This is a genomic window from Chitinophaga rupis, assembly GCF_900109685.1.
GTDB classification, from domain to species: domain Bacteria; phylum Bacteroidota; class Bacteroidia; order Chitinophagales; family Chitinophagaceae; genus Chitinophaga; species Chitinophaga rupis.
In genome coordinates this window covers 697,734-722,769 of sequence record NZ_FOBB01000003.1, presented here as the reverse complement: position 1 = coordinate 722,769, position 25,036 = coordinate 697,734, and the positions used below count along the sequence as shown (strand labels likewise).

The 25,036-nt window shown below is 47.7% G+C and carries 23 protein-coding genes and 1 riboswitch; of the genes, 17 read left to right on the top strand and 6 right to left on the bottom strand.

Annotated features, from left to right (window positions below):
- The first annotated feature begins 16 nt into the window (after nucleotides 1-16).
- The 3 genes from BMZ54_RS16025 to BMZ54_RS16015 all read left to right on the top strand — a co-directional run bounded on the left by BMZ54_RS16025 (nucleotide 17) and on the right by BMZ54_RS16015 (nucleotide 1,741).
- Entirely contained in the window at nucleotides 17-592 is a 576-nt protein-coding gene (locus BMZ54_RS16025) for an isochorismatase family protein (RefSeq protein ID WP_089913620.1), read from the top strand.
- Between the two features lie 61 nt (nucleotides 593-653).
- The gene (locus BMZ54_RS16020; protein WP_089913616.1) at nucleotides 654-1,217 is read left to right on the top strand and encodes a Crp/Fnr family transcriptional regulator; all 564 of its coding nucleotides are present in this window, start codon (nucleotides 654-656) and stop codon (nucleotides 1,215-1,217) included.
- Between the two features lie 134 nt (nucleotides 1,218-1,351).
- Entirely contained in the window at nucleotides 1,352-1,741 is a 390-nt protein-coding gene (locus BMZ54_RS16015; protein ID WP_089913613.1) for a RidA family protein, read from the top strand.
- Between the two features lie 73 nt (nucleotides 1,742-1,814).
- On the opposite strand, the gene BMZ54_RS16010 is transcribed toward BMZ54_RS16015, so the two are convergent.
- Nucleotides 1,815-4,196, bottom strand: coding sequence for a ribonucleoside-diphosphate reductase subunit alpha (locus BMZ54_RS16010; protein WP_089913610.1), 2,382 nt, complete (start codon nucleotides 4,194-4,196; stop codon nucleotides 1,815-1,817).
- Between the two features lie 78 nt (nucleotides 4,197-4,274).
- Complete coding sequence (locus BMZ54_RS16005) at nucleotides 4,275-5,246, bottom strand: ribonucleoside-diphosphate reductase small subunit (RefSeq protein ID WP_089913607.1); 972 nt, start codon at nucleotides 5,244-5,246, stop codon at nucleotides 4,275-4,277.
- 118 nt (nucleotides 5,247-5,364) lie between these two features.
- A riboswitch (cobalamin riboswitch) is annotated at nucleotides 5,365-5,522 on the bottom strand.
- A 175-nt stretch (nucleotides 5,523-5,697) separates the two neighbouring features.
- Between BMZ54_RS16005 and BMZ54_RS16000 the strand changes: the two genes are divergently transcribed.
- Nucleotides 5,698-6,339, top strand: coding sequence for an ABC transporter ATP-binding protein (locus BMZ54_RS16000; protein WP_089913604.1), 642 nt, complete (start codon nucleotides 5,698-5,700; stop codon nucleotides 6,337-6,339).
- Nucleotides 6,340-6,501: 162 nt separating this feature from the next.
- Nucleotides 6,502-7,611 (top strand): hypothetical protein, encoded by a 1,110-nt coding sequence (locus tag BMZ54_RS15995; RefSeq protein WP_089913602.1) that lies wholly within the window; start codon nucleotides 6,502-6,504, stop codon nucleotides 7,609-7,611.
- 176 nt (nucleotides 7,612-7,787) lie between these two features.
- Here the strand turns inward: BMZ54_RS15995 and BMZ54_RS15990 are convergent, their stop codons facing one another.
- Both BMZ54_RS15990 and BMZ54_RS15985 read right to left on the bottom strand, forming a co-directional pair.
- The gene (locus tag BMZ54_RS15990; protein WP_089913600.1) at nucleotides 7,788-8,351 is read right to left on the bottom strand and encodes an NADPH-dependent FMN reductase; all 564 of its coding nucleotides are present in this window, start codon (nucleotides 8,349-8,351) and stop codon (nucleotides 7,788-7,790) included.
- A gap of 53 nt (nucleotides 8,352-8,404) precedes the next feature.
- Nucleotides 8,405-9,814: a hypothetical protein gene (locus tag BMZ54_RS15985; RefSeq protein WP_238386594.1), complete on the bottom strand. Its 1,410-nt coding sequence runs from the start codon at nucleotides 9,812-9,814 to the stop codon at nucleotides 8,405-8,407.
- Between the two features lie 391 nt (nucleotides 9,815-10,205).
- Between BMZ54_RS15985 and leuC the strand changes: the two genes are divergently transcribed.
- From leuC to BMZ54_RS15960, 5 genes are all read left to right on the top strand, one after another.
- Complete coding sequence (gene leuC / locus BMZ54_RS15980) at nucleotides 10,206-11,603, top strand: 3-isopropylmalate dehydratase large subunit (RefSeq protein ID WP_089913594.1); 1,398 nt, start codon at nucleotides 10,206-10,208, stop codon at nucleotides 11,601-11,603.
- A 19-nt stretch (nucleotides 11,604-11,622) separates the two neighbouring features.
- Entirely contained in the window at nucleotides 11,623-12,369 is a 747-nt protein-coding gene (locus tag BMZ54_RS15975) for a class I SAM-dependent methyltransferase (protein ID WP_089913592.1), read from the top strand.
- Nucleotides 12,370-12,373: 4 nt separating this feature from the next.
- Nucleotides 12,374-12,973, top strand: a complete 600-nt coding sequence (gene leuD / locus BMZ54_RS15970; protein ID WP_089913588.1) for a 3-isopropylmalate dehydratase small subunit — start codon at nucleotides 12,374-12,376, stop codon at nucleotides 12,971-12,973.
- 83 nt (nucleotides 12,974-13,056) lie between these two features.
- Entirely contained in the window at nucleotides 13,057-14,136 is a 1,080-nt protein-coding gene (leuB, locus tag BMZ54_RS15965; RefSeq protein WP_089913584.1) for a 3-isopropylmalate dehydrogenase, read from the top strand.
- A gap of 213 nt (nucleotides 14,137-14,349) precedes the next feature.
- Nucleotides 14,350-15,858 (top strand): 2-isopropylmalate synthase, encoded by a 1,509-nt coding sequence (locus tag BMZ54_RS15960; RefSeq protein WP_089913581.1) that lies wholly within the window; start codon nucleotides 14,350-14,352, stop codon nucleotides 15,856-15,858.
- 109 nt (nucleotides 15,859-15,967) lie between these two features.
- Here the strand turns inward: BMZ54_RS15960 and BMZ54_RS15955 are convergent, their stop codons facing one another.
- Complete coding sequence (locus BMZ54_RS15955) at nucleotides 15,968-17,701, bottom strand: thiamine pyrophosphate-dependent enzyme (RefSeq protein ID WP_202909261.1); 1,734 nt, start codon at nucleotides 17,699-17,701, stop codon at nucleotides 15,968-15,970.
- A gap of 524 nt (nucleotides 17,702-18,225) precedes the next feature.
- Entirely contained in the window at nucleotides 18,226-18,930 is a 705-nt protein-coding gene (locus tag BMZ54_RS15950) for a M15 family metallopeptidase (protein ID WP_089913576.1), read from the bottom strand.
- A gap of 112 nt (nucleotides 18,931-19,042) precedes the next feature.
- On the opposite strand from BMZ54_RS15950, the gene BMZ54_RS15945 reads away from it, so the two are divergent.
- The 7 genes from BMZ54_RS15945 (at nucleotide 19,043) to fucP (ending at nucleotide 25,012) form a co-directional block, all read left to right on the top strand.
- The gene (locus BMZ54_RS15945; RefSeq protein ID WP_089913571.1) at nucleotides 19,043-19,825 is read left to right on the top strand and encodes an SDR family NAD(P)-dependent oxidoreductase; all 783 of its coding nucleotides are present in this window, start codon (nucleotides 19,043-19,045) and stop codon (nucleotides 19,823-19,825) included.
- 34 nt (nucleotides 19,826-19,859) lie between these two features.
- Nucleotides 19,860-20,612 (top strand): hypothetical protein, encoded by a 753-nt coding sequence (locus BMZ54_RS15940; RefSeq protein ID WP_089913569.1) that lies wholly within the window; start codon nucleotides 19,860-19,862, stop codon nucleotides 20,610-20,612.
- 112 nt (nucleotides 20,613-20,724) lie between these two features.
- Nucleotides 20,725-21,576 (top strand): fumarylacetoacetate hydrolase family protein, encoded by an 852-nt coding sequence (locus tag BMZ54_RS15935; RefSeq protein WP_089913566.1) that lies wholly within the window; start codon nucleotides 20,725-20,727, stop codon nucleotides 21,574-21,576.
- Between the two features lie 35 nt (nucleotides 21,577-21,611).
- On the top strand, nucleotides 21,612-21,947 hold the full coding sequence (locus tag BMZ54_RS15930) for an L-rhamnose mutarotase (RefSeq protein ID WP_089914242.1): 336 nt from the start codon (nucleotides 21,612-21,614) through the stop codon (nucleotides 21,945-21,947).
- A gap of 79 nt (nucleotides 21,948-22,026) precedes the next feature.
- Nucleotides 22,027-22,857 carry an amidohydrolase family protein gene (locus BMZ54_RS15925; RefSeq protein WP_089913563.1) on the top strand — a complete coding sequence of 277 codons (831 nt, stop codon included), beginning with the start codon at nucleotides 22,027-22,029 and terminating at the stop codon, nucleotides 22,855-22,857.
- A 47-nt stretch (nucleotides 22,858-22,904) separates the two neighbouring features.
- On the top strand, nucleotides 22,905-23,684 hold the full coding sequence (locus BMZ54_RS15920) for an L-fucose dehydrogenase (RefSeq protein ID WP_089913560.1): 780 nt from the start codon (nucleotides 22,905-22,907) through the stop codon (nucleotides 23,682-23,684).
- Nucleotides 23,685-23,761: 77 nt separating this feature from the next.
- The gene (gene fucP, locus BMZ54_RS15915; protein WP_089913558.1) at nucleotides 23,762-25,012 is read left to right on the top strand and encodes an L-fucose:H+ symporter permease; all 1,251 of its coding nucleotides are present in this window, start codon (nucleotides 23,762-23,764) and stop codon (nucleotides 25,010-25,012) included.
- Nucleotides 25,013-25,036: the final 24 nt, after the last annotated feature.

Below are 25,036 nucleotides of genomic sequence, written 5' to 3'. Positions count from 1 at the left end.
CACTAAAAAACATGCTATGGCTATTACCACATTAGACCAACGGACCGCACTGGTATTAATTGACCTGCAGAAAGGTGTTGCCGGCCAAACTACCGTACCACCGGCAGCAAGTGTAATTACAAATGCCATCAGTTTAATAACGGCTTTCCGGGCTGCCAGATTACCCATTGTAGCGGTGAATGTGAGCTTTGCAAAAGATTTCGGAGACGGGCTGAAAACCCGCACAGAGGAAAAAGGCAGCCGCGCGTTTAGCGGTGACTGGGATCAGCTGTTGCCGGAGCTGCCGCTGCAGCCGGACGATATTTACATCACTAAGCACAACTGGAATGCCTTTTACGGTACTGACCTGGATCTGCAGCTGCGGCGCCGCGGTATTACCAATATTGTGCTGGCGGGCATTGCTACCAGCATTGGCGTGGAAGGTACTGCACGCAGTGCGCATGAAAGAGCTTATAACATCACGTTTGCCAAAGACGCCATGAGCGACCGTTCCCTGCCTGCGCATGAGCACAGCTTACAGGTTATTTTTCCAAGAATAGGGGAAACCGGAACTACCATGGAGATCATTGAGCAGCTGAAGGCGCTGAAGTAATGTAAAATTTTGAATGATAAATGTAAAAGGAGGAGCCGTTTAAGTTTTATATTTATCATACATGCAGCAAAAACTCAGGGAACATATAGAAAAAATAGTACCGCTCACGGATGATGAGTTTGCGTTTGTGCGCTCTCATTTCACTATTAAAAGTTATAAAAAGCGCGAGTTCCTTATACAGGAAGGTAAAAGTGTAAAGTATGCTTATTTCGTAGTCTCAGGGCTTTTAATGCTGGTATATAACAACGAATCGGGAAAGCAGCATATTGTTTCCTTTGCAATGGAAGACTGGTGGGAAAGTGATTTCCTGGCTTATCATACGCAAACGAAGGCCACTATGTCATTACAATGCCTTGAGGATACGGATGTGTTCTGCCTTTCGCTGGAAGATTACCAAAAGCTATGTGCAGGCCTTCAAAAGATGGAACATTTTTTTCTTAGAAAAGCAAATGCCGGCCACATTGGATCGCAGCAGCGTATATTGTCTTTCCTTACTTCCAATGCAAAGGAGCGTTATGAGCAGCTGCTTAAACGATATCCTTCCCTGTTTCAAAGAGTACCTAAATCCCTGCTGGCTTCTTATTTAGGTGTTTCGCGAGAAACCCTGAGCCGGCTTGCCCGCTGATTTTATTTCCATCCGTTTTAAATTGTGATGTTTGTCACGCAGGGGAATGGCCCGTTGTGCCCATCTTTGCAGGGTACAATTTTTTATTAATTGTTTGTGCCTGCTGCAGGGGTGCAAACTAAAAAGGTAAACTCATGGAAAAACGGATCATTAATCCCTGGCAATGGCAGGATGAGCGCAGCTATGTGCAAGCCGTTGAAGTAAAGCAGGCAGCAGGCACACTTTATTGTTCAGGGCAGGCTGCGGTGCATGCAGATGGACAATCAAGCACGGCCGATATGAAAACACAATTAATCCTGGCCATACAAAACCTGGAAAAGGTTATCAGTGAGGCTGGGTATGAATGCAAGGGTATTGTACGGTTAAATATACTTACCACTTCATCAGAAGAGTTTTTCACCTGTTTTGATGTTTTGCAGGATTGGATAGCTAAGCATGGCATTAAGCAGGCCACGACTCTGTTTGAAGTGAAAACCCTTTTTGAAACATTAAAAGTTGAGCTGGAAGCTACTGTGGTGAAATAATCTTTGAGATCTTACATTCACAAAAAAAGGGCCGACAATCGTCGGCCCCTTTCGCTTCTATATAGTTACACTTTTACGCACTACAGGTTACGCAACCTTCTTCCATGGTGCAAACCGCGCCTTCCGGAATATCTTCCAGCATGGTTTGTCCTGCTTGCGCTGCGGCTACCACAGGCTCCATTTGCTGGCCGCCCTGTTTTTCTACCGTAAACTGTACGGCTTGTGTGGCTGCCTGTGTACGCAGGTAGTACATTCCGGTCTTTAAACCTTTCTTCCAGGCATAGAAGTGCATGGAGGTGAGCTTGGCGGCAGACGGTGTATCTACAAACAGGTTCAGGGATTGTGACTGGCAGATGAACGCGCCGCGTTCTGCCGCCATATCAATGATGGTGCGTTGTTTGATCTCCCAAACGGTTTTATACAATTCCTTCACGTTAGAAGGGATCTCATTTATCTGTTGTATAGAGCCATTGGCAGCAATGATCTTGTTCTTCATGTCGTTATCCCACAGGCCCAGCTCTACCAGGTCTTTCAGCAGGTGTTTGTTCACTACCACAAACTCACCGCTCAGTACACGGCGGGTGTAAATGTTGGAAGTGTAAGGCTCAAAACACTCATTGTTGCCCAGTATCTGGGAGGTAGATGCTGTAGGCATGGGCGCCAGCAGCAGGGAGTTACGGATACCGTGCTCCACCACGCTTGCTTTCAGTGAAGCCCAGTCCCAGCGGTCAGAGGGTTTTACATCCCACATATCAAACTGCAGGATGCCTTTGGATGCAGGTGAGCCGGGGAACGTTTCATATGCGCCATGTATTTTGGCCATATCGTTAGAGGCGGTTAACGCTGCAAAATAAATAGTTTCAAAGATCTCTGCGTTCAGCTTGCGCGCGGCTTCGCTTTCAAAGGGATAACGGAGCAGTATAAACGCATCTGCCAGGCCCTGTACGCCTAAGCCAATGGGGCGGTGGCGCAGGTTGCTGCGGCGGGCTTCTTCTACCGGGTAATAGTTATTGTCAATGATCTTGTTCAGGTTCAGGGTAGCCTGGTAGGTTACCTCGTACAGCTTCTCATGATCAAACTTACCATCTATTACAAAGCGGGGCAGGGCCAGGGAAGCCAGGTTACACACGGCTACTTCATTGGCATCTGTATATTCAATGATCTCTGTGCAAAGGTTAGAGCTTTTAATAGTACCCAGGTTCTGCTGGTTGGATTTGCGGTTGGCAGAATCTTTATACAGCAGGTAAGGTGTACCGGTTTCTATCTGTGCATCCAGGATGGCAAACCAAAGGTCCTGCGCTTTCACGGTTTTACGTGCGCGGCCTTCCTGCTCGTATTTTGCATACAGCGCTTCAAACTCAGTACCCCAGCTGTCAGCCAGTCCTGGTGCTTCGTGCGGGCAAAACAGGCTCCAGTCACCATTGGATTCTACACGTTTCATGAACAGGTCCGGTACCCACAGGGCATAGAATAGGTCGCGGGCGCGCATTTCTTCCTTACCATGGTTCTTACGCAGGTCCAGGAATTCAAATACATCGGCATGCCAGGGCTCCAGGTATACGGCAAAGGCGCCTTTACGCTTGCCACCGCCCTGGTCCACATAACGGGCAGTATCGTTAAACACGCGCAGCATGGGTATGATACCATTGGAAGTACCGTTGGTACCGCTGATGTAAGAACCTGTAGCGCGGATATTGTGAATGCTTAAACCAATACCACCGGCGCTCTGGGAGATCTTGGCGGTTTGTTTCAGCGTATCGTAAATACCATCAATGCTATCGCCTTTCATAGTGAGCAGGAAGCAGGATGACATTTGCGGTTTGGGCGTACCTGCGTTGAACAGGGTAGGAGTGGCGTGTGTGAACCAGCGCTCACTCATAAGGTTATACGTTTTAATGGCCGCATCAATATCCTCTTTGTGGATGCCTACTGCTACACGCATGAACATATGTTGCGGGCGCTCTGCAATCTTACCGTCTACCTTCAGCAGGTAAGAACGTTCCAGTGTTTTAAAACCGAAATAGTCAAAAGCAAAGTCGCGGTCATATATAATATTGGAATCCAGGATCTCCGCATTCTTCTTAATGATCTCCCACACGTCGTCAGATAACAGCGGAGCAGGTTTACCTATTTTCGGGTCCACATATTCGTACAGCTTCTTCATCGTTGTGGAAAACGATTTCACGGTATTTTTATGCAGATTGCTAACCGCTATGCGGGATGCCAGCAGCGCGTAGTCCGGGTGTTTGGTGGTCAAAGAGGCAGCGGTTTCTGCTGCCAGGTTATCCAGCTCTGTAGTGGTTACGCCATCATACAAACCCTGGATCACTTTTTTAGCTACGTCAATAGAATCCACATACTCTGATGCAAGTCCATAACACAGCTTTTCAATACGTGCGGTGATCTTATCAAACTTTACCGCTTCTTTGCGGCCATCTCTTTTTATTACAAACATGTGTATTGAAATTTAAGAGGTTAGTAAAGTAGCTATTAGCTGTTAGCCGTTAGCTCTTAGCTAGCTAACAGCTTTTTATTAAAAGTCTTCGTCTAAGCTGAATGTTTGTGTGTCTTTGCCGGACATTACGCCTGATTTCTGGTAATCGCCCACACGTTTTTCAAAGAAGTTGGTCTTACCCTGCAGGGAGATCATTTCCATAAAATCAAACGGGTTAGCGGCATTGAACATTTTGGCGTATCCCAGCTCAGATAACCAGCGGTCTGCTACAAACTCAATGTACTGGGCCATCAGGCGGCTGTTCATGCCTATCAGGTCTACCGGCAGCGCATTGGTAATAAATTCTTTTTCGATGGTTACTGCGTCGCCAATGATCTGGTGTACTTCTTCCTGCGTAAGCTTTTGCTGCAGCATGCTATATAACAGGCAGGCAAATTCGCAGTGTAGTCCTTCATCACGGCTGATCAGCTCATTGGAGAAAGTAAGGCCGGGCATTAAGCCTCTTTTCTTTAACCAGAAAATAGAGCAGAAACTCCCGCTGAAGAAAATGCCTTCCACGGCCGCAAAGGCTACCAGGCGTTGTGCAAAGTTGCCATTCTCAATCCAGCGCAGTGCCCATTCTGCTTTTTTCTTCACAGCAGGCACCGTATCAATGGCATGGAATAAGCGATCTTTTTCAGCAGGATCTTTTACGTAGGTATCGATCAATAAAGCATAGGTTTCTGAATGTATATTCTCCATCATGATCTGGAAGCCATAGAAACAGCGGGCTTCCGGGATCTGTACTTCACTCATGAAGTTTACGGCCAGGTTCTCATTCACAATACCATCGCTGGCTGCAAAAAAGGCTAACACATGGGTAATAAAATGGCGCTCACCATCGTTCAGGGTGCCCCAGTCTTTCAGGTCTCCGCTAAGGTCAATTTCTTCTGCTGTCCAGAAGCTGGCCTCATGCCGTTTATACACTTCCCACACTTTCGGATAATTAATGGGCAGCAATACGAAGCGATCTTTGTTCTCTTTTAACAAGATCTCATTTTCATGGTTCATACGCCAAATATTTTTTATTAACTGTACTCTAAAATGGATAAGGGGGGTTGACGGGAGATACCTATCCATAGAGTGAGGAAGGTGTCACTTGCGTCAATACCTTATACGCGAAGGTTGCTGACAAATTGTTGCGCCTGGCAGGTATCTGGCTTCCCTGATCAAGAACATCACATGTTGGGGGGATCAGGAATCACAGTAGCGCGTCTGCTCGTGATTCTAACACGATTCCCTATTAATTCCGGGTTTATTCCGGAAACCATTGCAACTAAGTCAAGAACTGACACAAATGTAGTACGAAACACATGCCGCCAATTTTAAAGTTTTTAACACGTGTGGAAAAAGAAGCTGCTATTTTTGGAAACGCAGCGCCCTATTGAGAGAGGGTGTGAAAAAGTAATCATTAAGCATTAGATGCGTTTTTAATACAAGATTTATTTTCTAATATTAACATATGCTCACACTACAACATATACAAAAAAGGTACTATGATAGGCTGATAATCAACATCCCGCAGCTGGAGCTGCCGGCCGGTATTTACTGGATGCAGGGCGGCAATGGCGCGGGCAAAACTACCTGCCTGAAAATTATGTCGGGCTTAATTCCTTTTGATGGAGAGGTGAGGATCAATACTGATATAAGTAGTAAGCAGCATCCCGTGCGGTACCGGCAGCTGGTGAACTATGCGGAGGCAGAACCTTTATATCCTGCTTTCCTTACTGGGCGCGACCTGGTGCAGCTGCACATTACTACCAAGGGTGCAGGGCATGAAGATATCCACGCGCTATCCACATCGTTGGGCATACCTGATTTTATTAATAACCCGGTAAGCAGCTATTCCAGTGGTATGTTAAAGAAATTATCCCTGCTGCTGGCCTTTACCGGCAAGCCCTCTTTTATATTGCTGGATGAGCCGCTGATAACGCTGGATACTGCAGCTATACAGGAGCTGTACACCTGGATCCACCGCTTTCATACGCAGCATAACGTTTCTTTCCTGATCACTTCCCATCAGCCACTGTTAGATGGCGCACTGCCGGTGCGCGCCACACTGGCGCTGAGCGATGGGCAATTAATAATAAGCATGAATAATTAATAATAACGGGAATAGCACAACGCTGAAAAATAACTGCATCATTGAAGTATTAATACCGGAATAGCATAACAATAAAAAAACAAATTTGCCATATGAAGTATTATCCAGTACTACGCTAAAACTGCACAATGATTATCAATTATTAATTCTTCATTATTAATTATGATTGCAATCCTCAGTAAAATATTCATTCAACGTTTTTACGCGCGTAATACGGGCTTTTTCTTTTTACTTTTTTATTTATTGTTCGGGATTGTACCGGGCGGGCAGCTGGTATCCTATCATTACGGGTTAATAACGGGCATTGTGAGCACTACCGGTTTCCTGTTGCTGGCGCTGGGTTTGTGGCTGCTGTACAATTTAAAATGTATAGGCCATGTGCTGAGTACGATGAGCGCAAAGGAATATAGTTTTTTATATCAGACAATAGGTACTGTAGCAGCCCCGCGGCAACGGCGTAACTGGTGTATGGTGCACCTGGGTATTTATGCGCCGGTATTGGTGTACAGCTCAATAGCCGCAGTAGTGGCTGGCTTTAAAGGATATTACGGAGTGGTGGCGGTGTTGTTAGGGTTTAATGTGCTGATGTGTTTATTGCCCGTGTTTGTATATCACCGTTTGATACAACAACCCGGCGCTGTATTTTTTTATCACCGCTGGATTCAATGGTTCAACCGTAGGGTGCATAAGCCTTTGTCACTGTACTACATTTATGAGCTGGCTACCAGCCGTACCCGCACGCTGCTGATCGTAAAAGTATTGTCGTGTGTAATACTGATCGCAACTTTTAGTTTTATGGAAGATGGGTATGATATACGGGTAGTATTAACCGGTTTATTGGTTTCCCTGCTGCTGCATAGCATACTGGTATTTGAGCACCGGCATTTTGATGATCAGTATTTAGCATTTACCCGTCATTTGCCTATACCGCTCTGGAAACGGTATGGCATGTTGTGTATTACCTACAGCTGTTTATTGCTGCCGGAGTTTGGCCTGCTCATCGTACATACGTTACCGTATAATAGCTGGCACTGGCTGCTGCTGGTAGCTTTTGGCGCATCTTTACTGCCGCTGTTCCGCTGTTTGCTTTACTTTCCCCGGCTGGACCAGGATAGATACCTGCGCTGGGTGTTCCTGGTATTTTGCGTGCTGTTGTTTATGACCCTGGGGTATTTATATAGCTGGGCTATTGTTGGTATGCAGGTAGCAGCCTTTGTGTTATTTGCAGGAAGGTATTATAAGTATGAGCCGGTGTATGAACAGGTGCAGTAGCGCTGCCGCAGTCCATGGTCGATGGTCCATGGTCCATTGCCTGCTGCGTTTAGCTAGTGGTGCGTGAAAGTAAATAGCGTAAGTGGAAGTGAAATTCATTCGTTAGCAATATCGCGTATACCTTCAACCGTGGAGTAGGCTATGGACCATGGACCATCGACCATGGACTAAAAAATTCACACTGTGCTCAACTTCTTACTTAGTTCTGTGAGCGCTGTAAGCAACTGAGGTATCAACTTCTTCGCTGTTTCATCCGTTAGGTTACCGTCTTCATCAAACTTGGTTTGCGCAGCAGCGATCATTACTTCCGGCCGGTTTACGGCATAAGCATTTAAATACACCATTACCTGCCTTAAATGATATTGCATGCGCGCCGTACCCAGGGGCCCCATGCTGGCGCCCATAATGGCCACTGCCTTGTTATCAAACGGCTTGTTGGGATGGCGGGAGAGTATGTCTATGGCATTTTTCAATGCACCGGGAATAGAATAATTGTACTCCGGGGATACGAACAGCACACCGTCGGCCGCTTTGATCTTTGCTACCAGGCGTTCCACACTATCCGGAAATCCATCTGAATGCAGGTCGGCATTGTAAAAGGGAATATCGCTGATGCTTTCCTGTTCAATGGTAATATTTTCAGGGGCTAATTTTTGTGCGGCTTTCAGGGCCATTGTGTTGTAGGATCCGTGACGTAAACTGCCGGAAATGGCAATAATGTGAAATTGTTTTTCAGACATGATCAGGTTTGGTTTTTCAATGCGCTAAAGATAATGAAAGCCGGTAATCTTCTCTAGATCCTGGGCTCCTTTTTCAGGAATTTCCGCTTAATTATCTCCTGCACCGGTACGCCTTCTATCTTACTCTCCAGCCAGCTGATAATATCCAGGTACAGGAAAGAGCGGCGTTCATATGGGTTCCTGGATATCTGCACCAGCCTTTCCTTCAGGTCGGCAAACGCGCTGCGTAAGGCCTTGGGATGGGCATAAATATTCTTGCGCAGGAACTTCAGGATCTCTTCCATCGTTTGCCCCAGATCTTTATTCTTGGCAATAAAGTGGTACACGGATTTTATCAGGTATTCCACCAGCCCATAGTTCTCCAGCTCATAATGCGCTATCAGATGCAGAATGCGGGCAAAGCACTGTATATCCGCCCGCAGGGCGCCTATGCGTAAATGAATGATCTTATTCAGGTACACAATGGCCTTGTTATTATCCCCGCTGCCAAAGTACAGGCAGGCTATTTTGTAGTAAAATACCAGTACGCGGTGCTGGTCTACCTTCAGCTGGTGCTCGGCAATACGTTCTTCCAGCTCCGGCACCAGGCAAAGCCCTTCGCTGAAAGTGCCTTCCAGGAAATGCCGGTTTATTTTGGCGGTGTACAGGTACACAAAGGCATTGGTACGGGTGTTCTCGCTAAAATTCTCCTGGTTCTCGTCAATAAAATTTTCCATTTCCTGCAGCACAGCGGTGAACTTCTCATCGTTCATGGTGTAAAAGTGCGCGGTGAGCAGGTTGTGCATGGCTTTAATGTACATGTCCACATCCGTTTTTAGCAGGGAGGGGTATTCCTTGAACAGGTTCACCCACTTCTGCGTATAACGGTAGTACATTACAAAGTCCTGCAGAATATAGTAATACCAGCAGTAAGCCTGGTACAGGTAGATCTTCTCATAAAAGCTCATGTGCGTTTTAGCGAGCTGGGGCGCATTTTCTTCAAAAAAGCGCTTTACCATTTCCGCGTCTTTCTCATTACGGGCATGGCCCAGCTTCAGGTACAGGCCATACAGGCGGAGCGACAGGGTACTGAGGCGGTTAATGCTGGACAGCTGCTGCTCTATTACCCGGGATTCCTCACTCAGCTCCTCTGCCCGGTTTTCCAGGCTGCGGGTAATATGGCGGGACTCTATCAGCTTCTCAAACTCCACAATTTCGTAGGTAAGCATTACCTCTTCCTGCTCCAGCGCCATGCTTTTGGCGCGGGAAAGCAGCTTTAGGCTCTGGGTATACAGCCCTTTGTTATACAGTACCCGGGCATAATCCAGCTGCTCGCGCAGGTCTATCAGCGGATCTTTTTGTTTATACAGCAGGCGCAGGCTGGTAAGCAATTGTTTGTACAGGTGGGCTTTTACATTACTGAGCTGTTGTTTCTTGATGGCCGGTATCTTCTTCAGGATCTGCTCTTCATCGTAGTCCTTCATTTTGTCCAGGGTGTTAAATAGCTGGATGAAGAGTACATCCTCTTTAGTGTTGTTTTTATTAAAAGCCAGTTGGAAATTCCTTTTTTCTGCTTTTGTAAGCGTTTTTATGAGTATGAATAGCGCGTCATGCTGACTGTTGGGCATCGTTATTAAAGTCTTGTAAGTAATTGTTTTTCAATCAAATAATGGTTTTCATTTCACCTTAAAGATCGTAATTATACCAAATTTAACGATATGGCAATTAGCTATTGACCATTAGATTTGGAGATATAAACTATCAGGAAGCATAAAAATACTCAACAAAGACCAATTTACGCGTTAAGAGAACCGGCTTTCCGGCAGGAAAATAACGGGCAGCTATACACGGGAATGGGTTGTAAAGTAATTACGGATGGGAAAAACATTGGTTGATAAGATATGGGATGCCCATGTGGTGGTGAGTAAGCCGGGATTTCCGGATGCCGTGTATATAAACACGCACTTTATTCACGAGGTAACCAGCCCCCAGGCTTTTGACGGGCTGCGTAAGAGAGGTATCCCGGTGTTCCGCCCGCAAAAGACGAGGGCTACAGCAGATCATAATGTACCTACCATTGACCAGCATTTGCCTATTAAGGAAGCGCTGAGCCGCCACCAGGTGGAGATGCTGACCAAAAATACTACTGAATTTGGCGTAGAGCTGTACGGCCTGGGCCACCCTTACCAGGGTATTGTGCATGTAATAGGACCTGAGCTGGGTATTACCCTGCCGGGTATGACCATTGTATGCGGGGATAGCCATACCAGCACCCACGGCGCTTTTGGCGCTATTGCCTTTGGCATTGGCACTTCGGAGGTAGAGCAGGTGCTGGCCACCCAGTGCATTTTGCAGTACCGCCCCAAACGCATGAAGATCGAGATCAACGGCCAGCTGAAAAAAGGCGTGGTATCCAAAGATATTATCCTGTATATCATCTCTAAGATCTCCGCATCCGGCGCTACCGGGTATTTTGTGGAGTATTGCGGGGAGGCCATCCGCAGCCTGAGCATGGAAGCGCGTATGACCATCTGCAACATGAGCATTGAAATGGGCGCCCGTGGCGGCCTTATAGCCCCGGACGATACTACATTCAGCTACCTGAAAGGCCGTGAGTTTGCACCCAAAGGGGCTGACTGGGATAAAGCCCTGGCGTACTGGAAAACCCTGCAATCCGATGCGGATGCGGTGTTTGATACCACCCTCACCTTTGATGCAGCGGATATTGAGCCTATGATCACCTACGGCACCAATCCCGGTATGGGTATGGGCGTTACCCAGCATATTCCCGCACTGGAACAGCTGGAAGCACAGGAAAGACCCTCCTTCAAAAAATCACTGGATTATATGGCCCTGGAGCCGGGCAGCGCGCTGCTGGGTAAAAAGGTGGATTATGTATTTATTGGCAGCTGTACCAACTCCCGCATTGAGGACCTGCGTATGGTGGCCGATTTTGTGAAAGGCAAGCACAAGGCCAGCGGGGTAGTGGTATGGATAGTGCCGGGCTCCAAGCAGGTAGAGGCGCAGGCTAAGAAAGAAGGGATTGATAAGATCTTTGAAGAAGCGGGGTTCCACTTACGGGAGCCGGGTTGCAGCGCCTGTTTGGGCATGAATGAGGATAAGGTGCCGGCAGGCATGTACTGCATCTCCACCTCTAACCGCAACTTTGAAGGCCGGCAGGGCCCTAATGCCCGCACCTTTTTAGCCAGCCCCTTAACGGCAGCAGCAGCAGCTATTACCGGGAAGGTGATGGATGTAAGGGAGATGGTGTAAATCTAAAATCTAAAATGAAATGTCCTGGAACGCAAACTTATATAAAAGCAACTACGCCTTTGTTTTTCAATACGGCAACAGCCTCATTGAATGGCTGCAACCGCAGGCCGGCGAACAGATCCTGGACCTGGGCTGCGGCACCGGCGAGCTTACCGCTAAGCTGGCGGAAAGCGGCGCACAGGTAACCGGGCTGGATGCTTCCGCTTCCATGATAGAAAGCGCACAACGCAACTTTCCGCAGCTGGATTTTGTAGTGGCCAATGCCGCTTCCTTTTCCCTGCCCAAACAATACGACGCTATTTTTTCAAATGCAGCCCTGCACTGGATGCTGGACAAAGAAGCCGTAGCTGCCCGCATGTACCAGCACCTAAAACCCGGTGGCCGCCTGATACTGGAAATGGGCGCGCAGGGCAATGTAGCCAGCCTGCTACAGGCGCTGGAACAGGCCATGCAGCAGCATGGGTATAGTTACACACCGTTCTGGTATTTCCCTTCTGTAGGCGAGTATACCTCCATATTAGAGAAATACGGTTTCAGCGTACGGCAGGCGCTTTATTTTGACCGTGCCACGGAATTGGCCGACCCGGAGAATGGTATTATTGATTGGTTTGATATGTTTGGCGATCACTTTTTTGAAAATATACCGGCTGCAACGCGTACGGCCATTTTACAGCAGGCGCAGGAAAGCCTGCGGCCCACCCACTTCCGGGGAGGCAAATGGGTGGCGGATTATGTGCGGTTAAGAATAGCAGCGGTAAAACATTAATAGCATGAAGAAGAATTTTCAACATCTTATTTCCACAGCGGTACCCTTACCGATCGAAAATATTGATACAGACCAGATCATTCCGGCACGCTTCCTGAAAGCCACCACCCGGGAAGGTTTTGGAGAGAATTTGTTCCGGGACTGGCGCTTTGATGCCAATAACCAGCCCAAGCCGGATTTTGTGCTGAACAATCCTTTATATAAAGGTGAGATCCTGGTGGCCGGTAAGAATTTTGGCTGCGGCTCCTCCCGCGAGCATGCTGCCTGGTCGCTGGGCGATTATGGTTTTAAAGTAGTTGTGAGCAGCTTCTTTGCGGATATTTTTAAGAACAATGCGCTGAACAATTTCATTTTACCCATCCAGGTGAGTGATGCGTTCCTGCAAAAAATATTCAAAGCCATTGAGGCCGATGCGCAGGCCCGGCTGGAAGTGGACCTGGAAGCGCAGTTCATTAAGATCCTTGCCACGGGCGAGCAGGAGGGGTTTGACATTAACCCCTACAAAAAGGCCTGCCTGATCAACGGGTACGATGATATTGACTATCTCCTGAGCCTGCGCAGCAATATAGAGGCGTATGAGGTCAGCAGGGAATTTAACTTTTGATACTAATCAAATGTCCTGCACCGTTATGGAGCAGGACATTTGCATATAATTACAAACCAAATTCAATAACCTAACAAAACCACATGGGTGTCGCTAAAAAGATACTGGTAATTCCGGGAGATGGCATAGGACAGGAAGTAACCGCCTGGGGACAGAAAGTACTGTCGGCTATTGCAGAAAACTTCAAACACGAATTCACTTTTGAAGAAGGCATTATGGGCCATGTGGCTATAGAAGCCACCGGCAACCCGCTGCCCGACGAAACACTGGAAAAAGCCAGGAAAAGCGATGCCATCCTGTTTGGCGCTATCGGTCATGCTAAATACGATAACGACCCCACGCTGAAGGTGCGTCCGGAACAGGGCCTGCTAAAGATCCGCAAGGAGCTGGGCCTGTATGCCAACCTGCGCCCCATAAAGCTGTTTGACGAGCTGCTGGAAGCATCCAGCATTAAGCCGGAAATACTGCGCGGCTCCGATATCCTGTTCTTTCGTGAGCTTACGGGCGACGTATACTTTGGAGAAAAGAACCGTACGGCAGACCGCAATACCGCTTCTGACCTGATGATCTATCACCGTTATGAAGTAGAGCGTATAGCCCGCAAAGCATATGAAGCTGCCCGCACCCGCCGCAGCAAGGTATGTTCTGTAGATAAGGCAAACGTACTGGAAGCCAGCCGCCTGTGGCGCGAGGTAGTACAGGAAGTAGCCAAAGAATACCCGGATGTGGAAACAGAACATATGTTCATTGACAATGCCGCCATGCAGCTGATCAAAGACCCGAAACGGTTTGATGTGGTAGTAACCGGCAACCTGTTTGGTGATATACTGACTGATGAAGCCTCACAGATAGCCGGCTCCATGGGTATGCTGGCCTCTGCCTCTATAGGCGACAGCACCGGGTTCTATGAGCCTATACATGGTTCTGCACATGACATTGCCGGCAAAGGGCTTGCTAACCCGCTGGCCTCCATATTATCTGCAGCGCTGATGCTGGACATTTCTTTTGGATTAAAAACGGAATCCCAGCGTGTGATCAAAGCTGTAGAAGCTACGCTGCGCCAGGGTTACCGCACTATGGATATTGCCAATAAGCATACGGAAAATGCCCTGATCATGGGTACGGATGCGATGGGAGGAAAGGTGCTGGAGAACCTGAATTAATTACGAATTACGAATTGTTCAATTACGAATTAAGGAGTTCGTAAGACAGGTATATCGCCTTCAATGATGAACACTAAAAATTTGATGTACACAATTCGTAACTCGTTATCAAATCAGTAAACATTTAATACGTTGATGAGCACTAAAAATTGATGTATCTAATTCGTAATTCGTAATTGAATAATTCGTAATTAAATTAAACCTACATATAAAATGGATAAAAATCGTGTATACGTTTTCGATACTACCCTTCGGGATGGGGAACAGGTGCCAGGCTGCCAGTTAACCACCGTAGAAAAGATAGAAGTGGCAAAAGAGCTGGAGGCATTGGGCGTAGATGTTATTGAAGCAGGTTTTCCCATTTCAAGCCCCGGCGATTTCCAGAGCGTGGTAGAGATCTCCAAAGCCGTATCAGAGCCTGTGATCTGCGCGCTTACCCGTGCCAATACCATGGACATTGATGCTGCAGCAGAGGCCCTGCGTTTTGCCAAACGCAAACGCATCCATACGGGTATCGGTTCATCTGACATGCACATTAAATATAAATTCAACAGCACCCGCGAAGATATATTGAAACGTGCAGTAGATGCGGTGAAGTACGCCCGCAAATTTGTGGACGATATTGAATTTTATGCAGAAGATGCCGGCCGTGCAGATAATGAATACCTGGCCCGCATGATAGAAGCAGTGATAGCTGCAGGCGCTACGGTTGTGAACATACCGGACACTAACGGCTATTGCCTGCCCGACCAGTATGGCGCTAAGATCAAGTACCTGATGGATCATGTATCCAACATAGATAAAGCCATTATTTCCGTACACTGCCACAACGATCTTGGCCTGGCAACTGCCAATACCATTGCTGGTGTAATGAACGGCGCCCGCCAGGTAGAGTGTACTATTAACGGTATTGGCGAACGTGCTGGTAATACTTCGCTGGAAGAAGTGGCCATGATCCTGAAAACGCATCATGCCCTGGGATACCATACCGGTATTAATTCCAAACAGATCTACGGCATCAGCAACCTGGTATCTACTATGATGCGTATGCCGGTACAGCCGAACAAAGCCGTCGTAGGCCGCAATGCTTTTGCGCATAGCTCCGGCATTCACCAGGATGGTGTGCTGAAACACCGCGAGAACTACGAGATCCTGAACCCGGAAGATGTGGGGCTGGCTACCAACTCCATCATCCTTACCGCGCGCAGTGGCCGCCATGCATTAAAACATCACCTGCAACGCCTGGATTATAAGCTGGATAAGATCAACCTGGATGAAGTATACCAGCGCTTCCTCATTATGGCCGATCAGAAAAAAGAGATCAGCGATGCCGATCTGCAGCAGCTGATGGGAGATGGGGACGCGAAGAATTATGATGATGACCAGGCTATTAAAGTAACCCTGCTGCAGGTAGTATGCGGCGATCCGCTGCGCCCCATGGCTACCGTGAAGCTGAAGATCAATGGTACGGAAAAAGAGGCCAGCGCTGCGGGCAACGGTCCGGTAAATGCTACCATTAATGCCATTCATGAGATCATTAAAGATGATATTGACCTGGATGAATTTAGCATACAGGCTATGCACGGCGGTAGTGAAGATGTGAGCAAGGTGAATATGCGCGTTAAGCACAACGGGCAGTCGTACTACGGTTTCGGCTACTCTACAGATATTGTGAGCGCCTCCGTGAATGCATATGTGGATGCGCTGAATAAGATCTATTAAGCTGAAAGCATAAAGCAGAAAGCAAAAGAGCAGAGCCGGTGCATATTAGGTGCGCCGGCTCCGCTTTTTTATAAACAGGCTTTATGCTTTCAGCTTTACGCTTTGTGCTTTACAGCAGTTCCGTTAAATGTTTGTAATTGGATTTTACGGTGTCCAGCACTTCGTCCATACGCCCGCCCAATATCAGTTTGCTCATGGATAGGGCATAACCCTTCACCTGCTCCCATTCCACTTTAGGGGGCATGGCCAGCGCCGCGGGATTGGTCATAATATTCACCAGCACTGGCCCCTCATCACCAATAGCGGCTTGCAGCGCACCTTTCACGCCTTCCGGGGAGTGTACGGTAATACCTTTGAAACCCATGGCCCTGGCTATTACGCCAAAATCCGGGTTCACCATATCCGTTTCATTATCCGGTAGGCCCTGTACTTCCATTTCCAGCTTTACCATACCCAATGCGCGGTTGTTGAACACGATCAGCTTAATGGGCAGGTCATACTGGCGTATGGTGGCCAGGTCGCCCAGCAGCATGGATAAACCACCGTCGCCGCACATGGCAAATACCTGCCGGCCGGGATACGTAAGCGCTGCGCCAATGGCCATAGGCATGGCATTGGCCATAGAGCCGTGGTTAAAAGATCCCAGCATTTTGCGTTTACCCGTAGCTGTTATATAACGGGCACCCCATACGCAGCACATACCGGTATCCATGGTAAAAATGGCATCGCCGGCAGCCAGCTCGTTCAGCGTAGCTGCTACAAACTCAGGTTGTATATTATTATTGGTGCCGGTTTCCTGTACAAATTTCTGCAGGTGCTCCTTTACCTTATCATACAGCTCCAGCTGCACCTTTAAAAAGTGATCATCCGTTTTAGGCGTAAGAAGGGGCATCAGCGCACGCAGGGTATCTTTAATATTGCCGCACAGGCCCATTGCCAGCTTTGCGCGCCGGCCCAGCCTTTCCGGCTTTTCATCGATCTGTACGATCTTGTTCTTCACTGGCATAAACGGCGTGTAGGGGAAATCGGTCCCCAGCAGCAATACCACATCTGCTTCGTGCATGCTGTGGTAGGCCGAGGGAAGCCCCAGCAAACCGGTCATACCTACCTCATAGGGGTTGTTATATTGTATGCCCATTTTACCGCGGAAAGAGTAGCCTACCGGCGCCTGTAACCTGCCGGCCAGCTCCACCACCTCTTTATGTGCAGCAGCTGCGCCTACCCCGCAAAAGATAGTCACTTTGCTGCTTTCATTTAAAAGGCCGGCCAGGTTTTCCAGCTCATGGTCTGCTGGCCGCAGCACGGTATCGCTTTTATAATTCTGCATAGCTGTAATGCTTTCTTCCGCTGCCATGGCAGATACATCGCCCGGCAACCCGAATACCGCTACCCCTTTATGGTGAATGGCATGCTGTATGGCGCTTTGCAGCATACGCGCGGCTTGTGCAGGGGTGCTGGCCACCTGGTTATAGCAGCTGCAATCGTCAAATAATTTAATAGTATTGGTGCCCTGGAAATAATCTGTACCAAATTCCGGGGTGTTAATGGTGGAGGCAATGGCTATAACAGGTACGCCTGTACGGTGCGCATCATATAAACCATTTATCAGGTGCACATGACCCGGCCCGCAGCTGCCTGCGCAACACGCCAGCCCTTCCAGCTCGGCTTCCGCGGCCGCTGCGTAAGCGCCCGCTTCCTCGTGCCGTACATGGATCCATTTGATCTGGCCATTCCTTCTTACAGCATCATTCAGCTCATTTAAACTGTCTCCGGCCACAGCGTAGATCCTTTTTACGCCGTTTGCTATCAGCATGTCCACTACCTGGTCTGCTACTTTTCTCATGATTCCTTGGTTTTAAAATGAAAAGAATATGGTTTCCTGAATGGGCGTATTCGAATGGTAAAGTTAGTGTTTTACAGCCCGGTCCGCTACCCGTAACTCTTATAAGCTCAGTTACAAATCTTGTTCCTGCTTTGTCCGGTCCTTAGAAAAAAATCCTAAAAACAGATGTTTTTCGTATAGCTGAAGGCTATAAAAATGCCGTTCATGTACCGTGTCCGGTAGGTCTTGCATCCGGTTGCATAGAATGGATAAGCTATATATAAGCCATATGTAAGCTATATCTAAGCTATCTATAAGCCATCCCTTATAAGATATTGTCTTGTCCTTGTCTTGTCCTGGAATAGTTTACACCTGAACCAGATAATCCGGTTTAAGGTTTACAGCAGGCGGTAGTGATCCTGCTTACGGTTTACAGAACAGTTCATATCTCCAGCTGCCAGCCGGTTATAACGGACATGAGACTGCCGGGGCGCAATGTTAAGCACGCCAGCAGGCAGGAACAATAAGCTTGGAAAGTTTATGGGTTAACGGAAGGTATCAAAGCCCAGATCCAGTAAAGGGTATTTTTGATAGTCAGAGAGGTAAAAGTGCCACCATTCCGTTTCCAGGGCAGTAAAGCCATGCTGCTCCATTATGCGGCGTAGCAGGGCACGGTTGGCCAGCACAGCGATATCAGTGGGATGATAGCTATAATGTGCTTTTTCTGTAAAATCATCGTAGCCGGTAGGCATGGGAATGGTATCCCCGCTGGATATCTGTATAAGGGTAAGATCCACTGCCACACCCCGGTTATGCCCGCTGCCTTTGCGTGGGTCGGCAGCATAGCGGTCATCGGGTACAATGGTCCACATTTTTTCAGTGATGGCATAGGGCCGGTAAGCATCGAATATTTTTAAGGCGAGTCCCTGGGCGCTTAGCTGCTGCTGTACGGCCTTTAAGGCTTTGGCCGCCGGCAGGCGCAATAAAACCCTGGGATGCGGGTACAATACCTGTTGTGTAAAGTTATGCGTGGTGGCATAACGTACATCTGTACGGATGCCGGGAATATAACGGGGCACATCTACCAGCTGCTGGTTACTGTCTGCCGCCACCTGCTGCTGGTACAGGGCAGCGCTGGTCACTACCGGCAAACCATAATGGTTCAAGGGTATCTGCTGTGCAAATGAGCTGTGCCAGCCTGGTATCATTAACAGTAATAAGCTAATCCAGTTGTAGAAAAATACCCTCATCGTTATATGGTTTTCTTAAAATTAGTCAAGAAAGTATACATTACAGGTAAAAAACAATTGTAAACCCCGGCTGAAATTAGGTATTTTAGAACCCTTAAAAAACTAAGGGAAGATGAGTTTATTTCGGTTAGATAACAAGGTGGCGGTAGTAACCGGCGCCGGTAGCGGTATAGGCCAGGCTATTGCCAAATGTTTTGCGGAGCAGGGTGCTTTTGTGCACATTATAGAGCTGAATGAAGACGGCGGTAAAGGCACAGTAGCCGATATTATAGCTGCCGGCGGCAAAGCAAAGGCACATGGCTGTAACGTAGCGCAGCAGGCCGATGTGATCAAAACCATTGACAACATACAGGCCGATGCAGGCCGTATAGATATACTGGTGAACTGTGCGGGCATTGCTCACATAGGTAAGCTGGAAACCACTGCTGAAGCAGATTTTGACCGCGTGTTCAGCGTAAATGTTAAAGGCACCTATAACTGTATGTATGCTGCTATTAAACACATGAAGCAGCAGGGCGGGGGCGTTATCCTTAACATTGCTTCCATCGCCTCTACCGTAGGTATCCCCGACCGTTTTGCCTACTCCATGAGCAAAGGCGCCGTATTAACCATGACCCTTTCCGTAGCTAAAGATTATATACATGATAATATCCGCTGCAACTGCGTATCACCTGCCAGGGTGCATACTCCGTTTGTAGATGGGTTCCTGCAAAAGAACTACCCGGATAATGTACAGGAGATGTTTGAAAAATTATCCAAAACACAGCCTATTGGCCGTATGGCTAAACCGGAAGAAGTAGGCTGGCTGGCGCTGTACCTGTGCTCTGAGCAGGCTGGTTTTATTACCGGCTGTGATTACCCGATAGATGGCGGTTTTATAAAATTGAATAACTGATAGCCCTTATATTGCAGGATATATCAATCACAGTATGCAACATTTCAGCAAAGTAATTTTAATAACGGCGCTTTCCACCAGCCTGTGGGCCTGCGGTGGCGCCGGCACACAATCCGGCAACAGCCAGGATAGCACCGCTACAGCTTTTACACCGGCAAAACCTGCCGGCACCGTACAGGTATCTTTTGAACAGGATACAGATACGCCGAAAGTAAAGATCCATTTTGCCATTGCCGATAAAACAATAGACAAATCTTTTGAGCTGCCGCTGGCGCAGGACATGGATTCAGAAGACCTATACCGCACCGTATGGGACCAGCCTACCAGCTGCTACATCGGTGTATTAAAAAATAACCGCGGCACCCGTTACTACCATGCCAGCCAGGGCGAAGACGGCGGGCTGAAAATTTTCCAGGTAGGTACGCCGCCGGAAGCTGTATGGCATTATGCAGAAGGTGAGCTGGGCTTAGGCAAGGCTACCAATAAATCAAAACTAACAGATCATTACAAAAAGAATGTAACCTCCGGTAAGATCATTGCTGATTTTATTGTGCGGCTGGAGCCGGCTGCCAGTAAAGATTCTGTACAGCTGTACACAGAGTTTGGCGGTTTAAATGAAAGGAAAACGCTGCAGGTGCCGGGTGGTTATGCACCTAAGATACAACCCACGGAAGACCCCGACCATTGCATATTTGGTTTGCAGCGTGATGATGGATTTGATCCGGTGCTGGATATAAAGGTGGAGAACGCGAAGCTGATATTGAAGGAGCTGGGAAGAGTGCAGTGACGCTTAATGCTAAACGCTGAATGCTTAACGCAAAATAGCTACCCTACGCTGCATTGAGCGTTCAGCATTCAACCCTAAGCATTCAGCATATTTAACAGGAAAATATTTACAAATGAAACTGATACGATTCGGACAACCGGGTGAGGAGAAACCAGGTGTAGTTACAGCAGATGGCAGCTTTGATGTAAGCGCTTTCGGAGAAGATTACGGCGAGAAATTTTTTGCGACCAACGGGCTGGAACGCCTGGCACAATGGTGGGCTGCCAATGCTGGTACAGCGCCCCGCATACCGGATAATACACGCCTGGGAGCGCCCATACAGCGTCCTTCCAAGATCATTTGCATTGGCCTGAACTATGCGGATCATGCGAAGGAAAGCAATATGCAGATCCCCACGGAACCGATCGTGTTCTTCAAAAGTACCTCCTCACTGGTAGGCCCCAACGATAACCTGATCATTCCCAAGAACAGTAAAAAAACAGATTGGGAAGTGGAGCTGGCCGTAGTGATCGACAAAAAAGCCACTTATGTGGAAGAAAAGGATGCAATGGATTATGTAGCCGGTTATGCGCTGCATAATGATTATAGTGAGCGCGAGTTCCAGCTGGAACGTAACGGGCAGTGGGTAAAAGGCAAAAGTGCCGATACCTTTGCGCCGCTGGGCCCCTGGCTGGTTACCAAAGATGAAGTTAAGGATGTAAATAACCTGGGCATCTGGTTAAGCCTGAACGGTAAAAAGGTGCAGAATGGCACTACTGCCAACCTGATATTCAGCGTGCCTTTCCTGGTGTCTTACCTGAGCCAGTTTATGAGCCTGTTGCCGGGTGATGTGATCTCTACCGGTACACCCGCAGGCGTAGGCCTGGGAATGAACCCGCAGGTATATATAAAAGAAGGCGATGTAATAGAGCTGGGCATTGATGGTTTGGGTACCTCCAAACAAACGGCCTTTGCCTGGAAATAATAATTATTCCACTCAATGTGTTAATGCAGATAGTTATGAAAAGATATTGCCTGGCACTGGACCTTAAGAATGATCCGCAGCTGATAGCGGAGTATGAAAAATATCACCAGGAAGTATGGCCGGAGATCAGGCAAAGCATTAGCGGCAGCGGTATTGAAAACATGGAGATCTACCGGGTTATGAACCGTTTGTTCATGATCATGGAAGTGAATGATACCTTCTCCGCTGAAAAGAAAGCGGCTGCAGATGCCGCCAATCCTAAGGTACAGGAATGGGAAGCGCTCATGTGGAAATACCAGCAGGCATTGCCCATTGCAAAACCCGGAGAGAAGTGGATAGTGATGGATAAGATATTTTCTTTAAATGCGTAAAGCTGAAAGCAGAAAGCAGAAAACTTAATGCAGATCGCTTTTTGCTTTATGCTTTGCGCTCTCTGCTAAAATTCCAATTATGATCATCGATTCCCATCAACATTTCTGGAAATACCACCCGGTGAAAGATGCCTGGATCACGGACGATATGAAAGTGATACAGGATGATTTTTTGCCGCATAACCTGCTGCCTGTATTACAACAGAACGGTGTGGATGCCTGTGTGGCCGTACAGGCCGATCAGTCGGAAGAGGAAACACAATTCCTGCTGGACCTGGCCGCTGCGCACCCTTTTGTGAAAGGCGTGGTAGGCTGGGTAGACCTGCGTGCAGAGAACCTGGAAGAACGCCTGCAGCACTATACACAATTCAAAACGCTGAAAGGTTTCCGCCATATTGTACAGGGAGAGCCTGATCCGGCCTTTTTGTTAAAGGAGGGGTTTTGTAAAGGCATCCGCGCATTACAGCCTTATAATTTTACGTACGATATTCTCGTATATCCCATACAGTTACCTGCAGTAGAAAAATTCGTGCAGCTGTTCCCGCAGCAAAAGCTGGTCATAGATCATATGGCCAAGCCTTATTGCAAAACGGGCGATATAGCTGTATGGGAAGAAAGCATGCGCACCATTGCAGCATCCTCCAACGTATATTGTAAGATCAGCGGGCTGGTAACGGAAGCTGACTGGCAAAACTGGACTGCCGACACGTTTAAACCTTACCTGGATGTAGTGCTGGAAGCCTATGGCCCCCAGCGCCTGATGTATGGATCCGACTGGCCGGTATGTTTAGTGGCAGGGCAGTATGCAGAGGTAAAAGGCCTGGTAACGGACTACATCAGCAGGTTAAGCAAAACAGAGCAGGCCGCCATTATGGGTGGTAATGCCGCTGCGTTCTACGACCTGGTTTAACAATACATTCATTTATTATTATTGAAAACGTTTTCAAATAACAACTTATGGATCTGGGATTAAAAGATAAAGTGATCATTGTAACCGGCGGCGCCAAAGGTATTGGAGAAGCTATTTCCAAGCTGGTAGCAGCAGAAGGCGCTATTGCCGTAATTGCCGGCCGCAGCGCGGTAGATAATGAAAAAACAATAGCTGCCATCAAAGCGGCCGGTGGTAAGGCTTTTGGCATTGAAGCAGAGCTGGGCGACCCCGCTGCCTGCAAAAAAGTGATTGATGCCACTGTTAAAGAATTTGGTACTCTGCACGCCCTGGTGAACAATGCCGGTGTAAATGACGGCGTAGGACTGGAAAGCGGTAACCCGGAAAAGTTCATGGCATCACTGCAAAAAAATGTATCGCACTACTATAACCTGGCGCATTATGCATTGCCTTACCTGAAACAGAACAAGGGCAGCATAGTGAATATTGGCTCTAAAGTAGCTACCACCGGGCAGGGTAATACTTCCGGCTACGCTGCTTCCAAAGGCGCTATTAACGCCTTAACAAGGGAGTGGGCGGTAGAGCTGCTGCCATTTTCCATTCGTGTAAATACCGTAATACCCGCAGAAGTATGGACCCCGCTGTATGAAACCTGGATCAGCTCTTTACCCAATCCTAAGGAAAAGCTGGCCTCTATTGTTGCTAAAATTCCTTTGGAACAGCGTATGACCACCTCTGAAGAAATTGCCGGTATGACGGTATTCCTGTTGTCACCACAATCATCACACACCACAGGCCAGATCATTTATGTAGATGGCGGATACACACACCTGGACAGATCGATCTAATGCAGCTGTTAGCTGGCTAAAAGCTAAAGGCTAAGAGCTAAAAGCTTATATTTAACTATTACTAAATCATTTTCCCTATGGCTGGAGCCACTGTTTCCACGAGCTCTGTAACTGCGGTTACAGACAGTAAGAAAAGCTACTTATTCCCGTTCATACTGGTTACCAGCCTGTTCTTCCTGTGGGGACTCGCTTACGGCCTGCTGGATGTGCTGAACAAACATTTCCAGGAGGTATTGAATATTACGGTTAAGCGATCTACCCTATTGCAGTTTGCCTATTTTGGCGCCTACTTCCTGATGGCTTTACCGGCAGGTTTGTTTATGGGTAAATATGGTTACAAGAAAGGCATCATCTTCGGATTGCTGTTGTATACTGCCGGCGCCTTTTTATTTTATCCTTCTGCACATTATGCAAACTTTAACTCCTTCCTGTTATCACTGTTCATATTAGCCAGTGGGCTTACTTTCCTGGAAACAGCGGCCAACCCATATGTAACAGTACTGGGCAGCCCGGAAACATCGGAGTTCCGTTTGAACCTGTCGCAATGTTTCAACGGGCTGGGGTCTTTTGTGGGGCCTATGATAGGTAAGGCATTATTTTTCAGCGATGGGGAAGGCAGCGCGGGTGTGATCAATAACCTGGATTCTGTACAGATCACCTACGTGGTAATAGGGGTGGTAGTGCTGGTTATTGCTTTTATCTTTTACAGAACGCCATTGCCTGAAATAAAAGAAGCCAGCACGGAAGAAGGTGCAGATAATATACAAACAGCAAAACCGCTGTTTGCACACCGCCATTTTGTATGGGGGGTAATTGCACAGTTCTTTTATGTAGCCGCACAGGTAGGTGTGGGTGCGCTTTTCATCAATTATGTTACCCAATATTGGGCCGGTACCAGTAATGGCCAGGCGGCCCTTTTACTGGCTATTAGCCTGGGATTATTTACCGGAGGCCGTTTTATAGGCACTGCTATTATGAAAAAAATGGCGCCCAACAAACTGTTATCCCTGTATGCGCTTATCAACATTGCATTGTGTTTATTAGTGATGATGGGTAAAGGGGCGCTTTCCGTATATGCGTTAATGGCCGTTTTCTTCTTCATGTCTATTATGTTCCCAACCATTTTTGCATTAGGCGTAAAGGACCTGGGCGTACATACCAAAAAGGGTGGCGCGTTCGTCATCATGTCTATTGTGGGCGGGGCGCTTATGCCATATGTGATGGGGGTGGTAGTGGAAAGCCAATCCATCGCCATATCCTATGCTGTGCCGCTGGTATGTTTTGCCGTAGTGTTCTATTACGGCTGGAAAGGATACAAGAGAGCTTAACACATCATTTTTCCCGGTTCCGCA

Coding starts and splice junctions, on each gene's coding strand:
- BMZ54_RS16025 (WP_089913620.1), top strand. CDS start 17: ATGGCTATTACCACATTAGACCAACGGACCGCACTGGTATTAATTGAC.
- BMZ54_RS16020 (WP_089913616.1), top strand. CDS start 654: ATGCAGCAAAAACTCAGGGAACATATAGAAAAAATAGTACCGCTCACG.
- BMZ54_RS16015 (WP_089913613.1), top strand. CDS start 1,352: ATGGAAAAACGGATCATTAATCCCTGGCAATGGCAGGATGAGCGCAGC.
- BMZ54_RS16010 (WP_089913610.1), bottom strand. CDS start 4,196: ATGTTTGTAATAAAAAGAGATGGCCGCAAAGAAGCGGTAAAGTTTGAT.
- BMZ54_RS16005 (WP_089913607.1), bottom strand. CDS start 5,246: ATGAACCATGAAAATGAGATCTTGTTAAAAGAGAACAAAGATCGCTTC.
- BMZ54_RS16000 (WP_089913604.1), top strand. CDS start 5,698: ATGCTCACACTACAACATATACAAAAAAGGTACTATGATAGGCTGATA.
- BMZ54_RS15995 (WP_089913602.1), top strand. CDS start 6,502: ATGATTGCAATCCTCAGTAAAATATTCATTCAACGTTTTTACGCGCGT.
- BMZ54_RS15990 (WP_089913600.1), bottom strand. CDS start 8,351: ATGTCTGAAAAACAATTTCACATTATTGCCATTTCCGGCAGTTTACGT.
- BMZ54_RS15985 (WP_238386594.1), bottom strand. CDS start 9,814: ATGAAGGACTACGATGAAGAGCAGATCCTGAAGAAGATACCGGCCATC.
- leuC (WP_089913594.1), top strand. CDS start 10,206: ATGGGAAAAACATTGGTTGATAAGATATGGGATGCCCATGTGGTGGTG.
- BMZ54_RS15975 (WP_089913592.1), top strand. CDS start 11,623: ATGTCCTGGAACGCAAACTTATATAAAAGCAACTACGCCTTTGTTTTT.
- leuD (WP_089913588.1), top strand. CDS start 12,374: ATGAAGAAGAATTTTCAACATCTTATTTCCACAGCGGTACCCTTACCG.
- leuB (WP_089913584.1), top strand. CDS start 13,057: ATGGGTGTCGCTAAAAAGATACTGGTAATTCCGGGAGATGGCATAGGA.
- BMZ54_RS15960 (WP_089913581.1), top strand. CDS start 14,350: ATGGATAAAAATCGTGTATACGTTTTCGATACTACCCTTCGGGATGGG.
- BMZ54_RS15955 (WP_202909261.1), bottom strand. CDS start 17,701: ATGAGAAAAGTAGCAGACCAGGTAGTGGACATGCTGATAGCAAACGGC.
- BMZ54_RS15950 (WP_089913576.1), bottom strand. CDS start 18,930: ATGAGGGTATTTTTCTACAACTGGATTAGCTTATTACTGTTAATGATA.
- BMZ54_RS15945 (WP_089913571.1), top strand. CDS start 19,043: ATGAGTTTATTTCGGTTAGATAACAAGGTGGCGGTAGTAACCGGCGCC.
- BMZ54_RS15940 (WP_089913569.1), top strand. CDS start 19,860: ATGCAACATTTCAGCAAAGTAATTTTAATAACGGCGCTTTCCACCAGC.
- BMZ54_RS15935 (WP_089913566.1), top strand. CDS start 20,725: ATGAAACTGATACGATTCGGACAACCGGGTGAGGAGAAACCAGGTGTA.
- BMZ54_RS15930 (WP_089914242.1), top strand. CDS start 21,612: ATGAAAAGATATTGCCTGGCACTGGACCTTAAGAATGATCCGCAGCTG.
- BMZ54_RS15925 (WP_089913563.1), top strand. CDS start 22,027: ATGATCATCGATTCCCATCAACATTTCTGGAAATACCACCCGGTGAAA.
- BMZ54_RS15920 (WP_089913560.1), top strand. CDS start 22,905: ATGGATCTGGGATTAAAAGATAAAGTGATCATTGTAACCGGCGGCGCC.
- fucP (WP_089913558.1), top strand. CDS start 23,762: ATGGCTGGAGCCACTGTTTCCACGAGCTCTGTAACTGCGGTTACAGAC.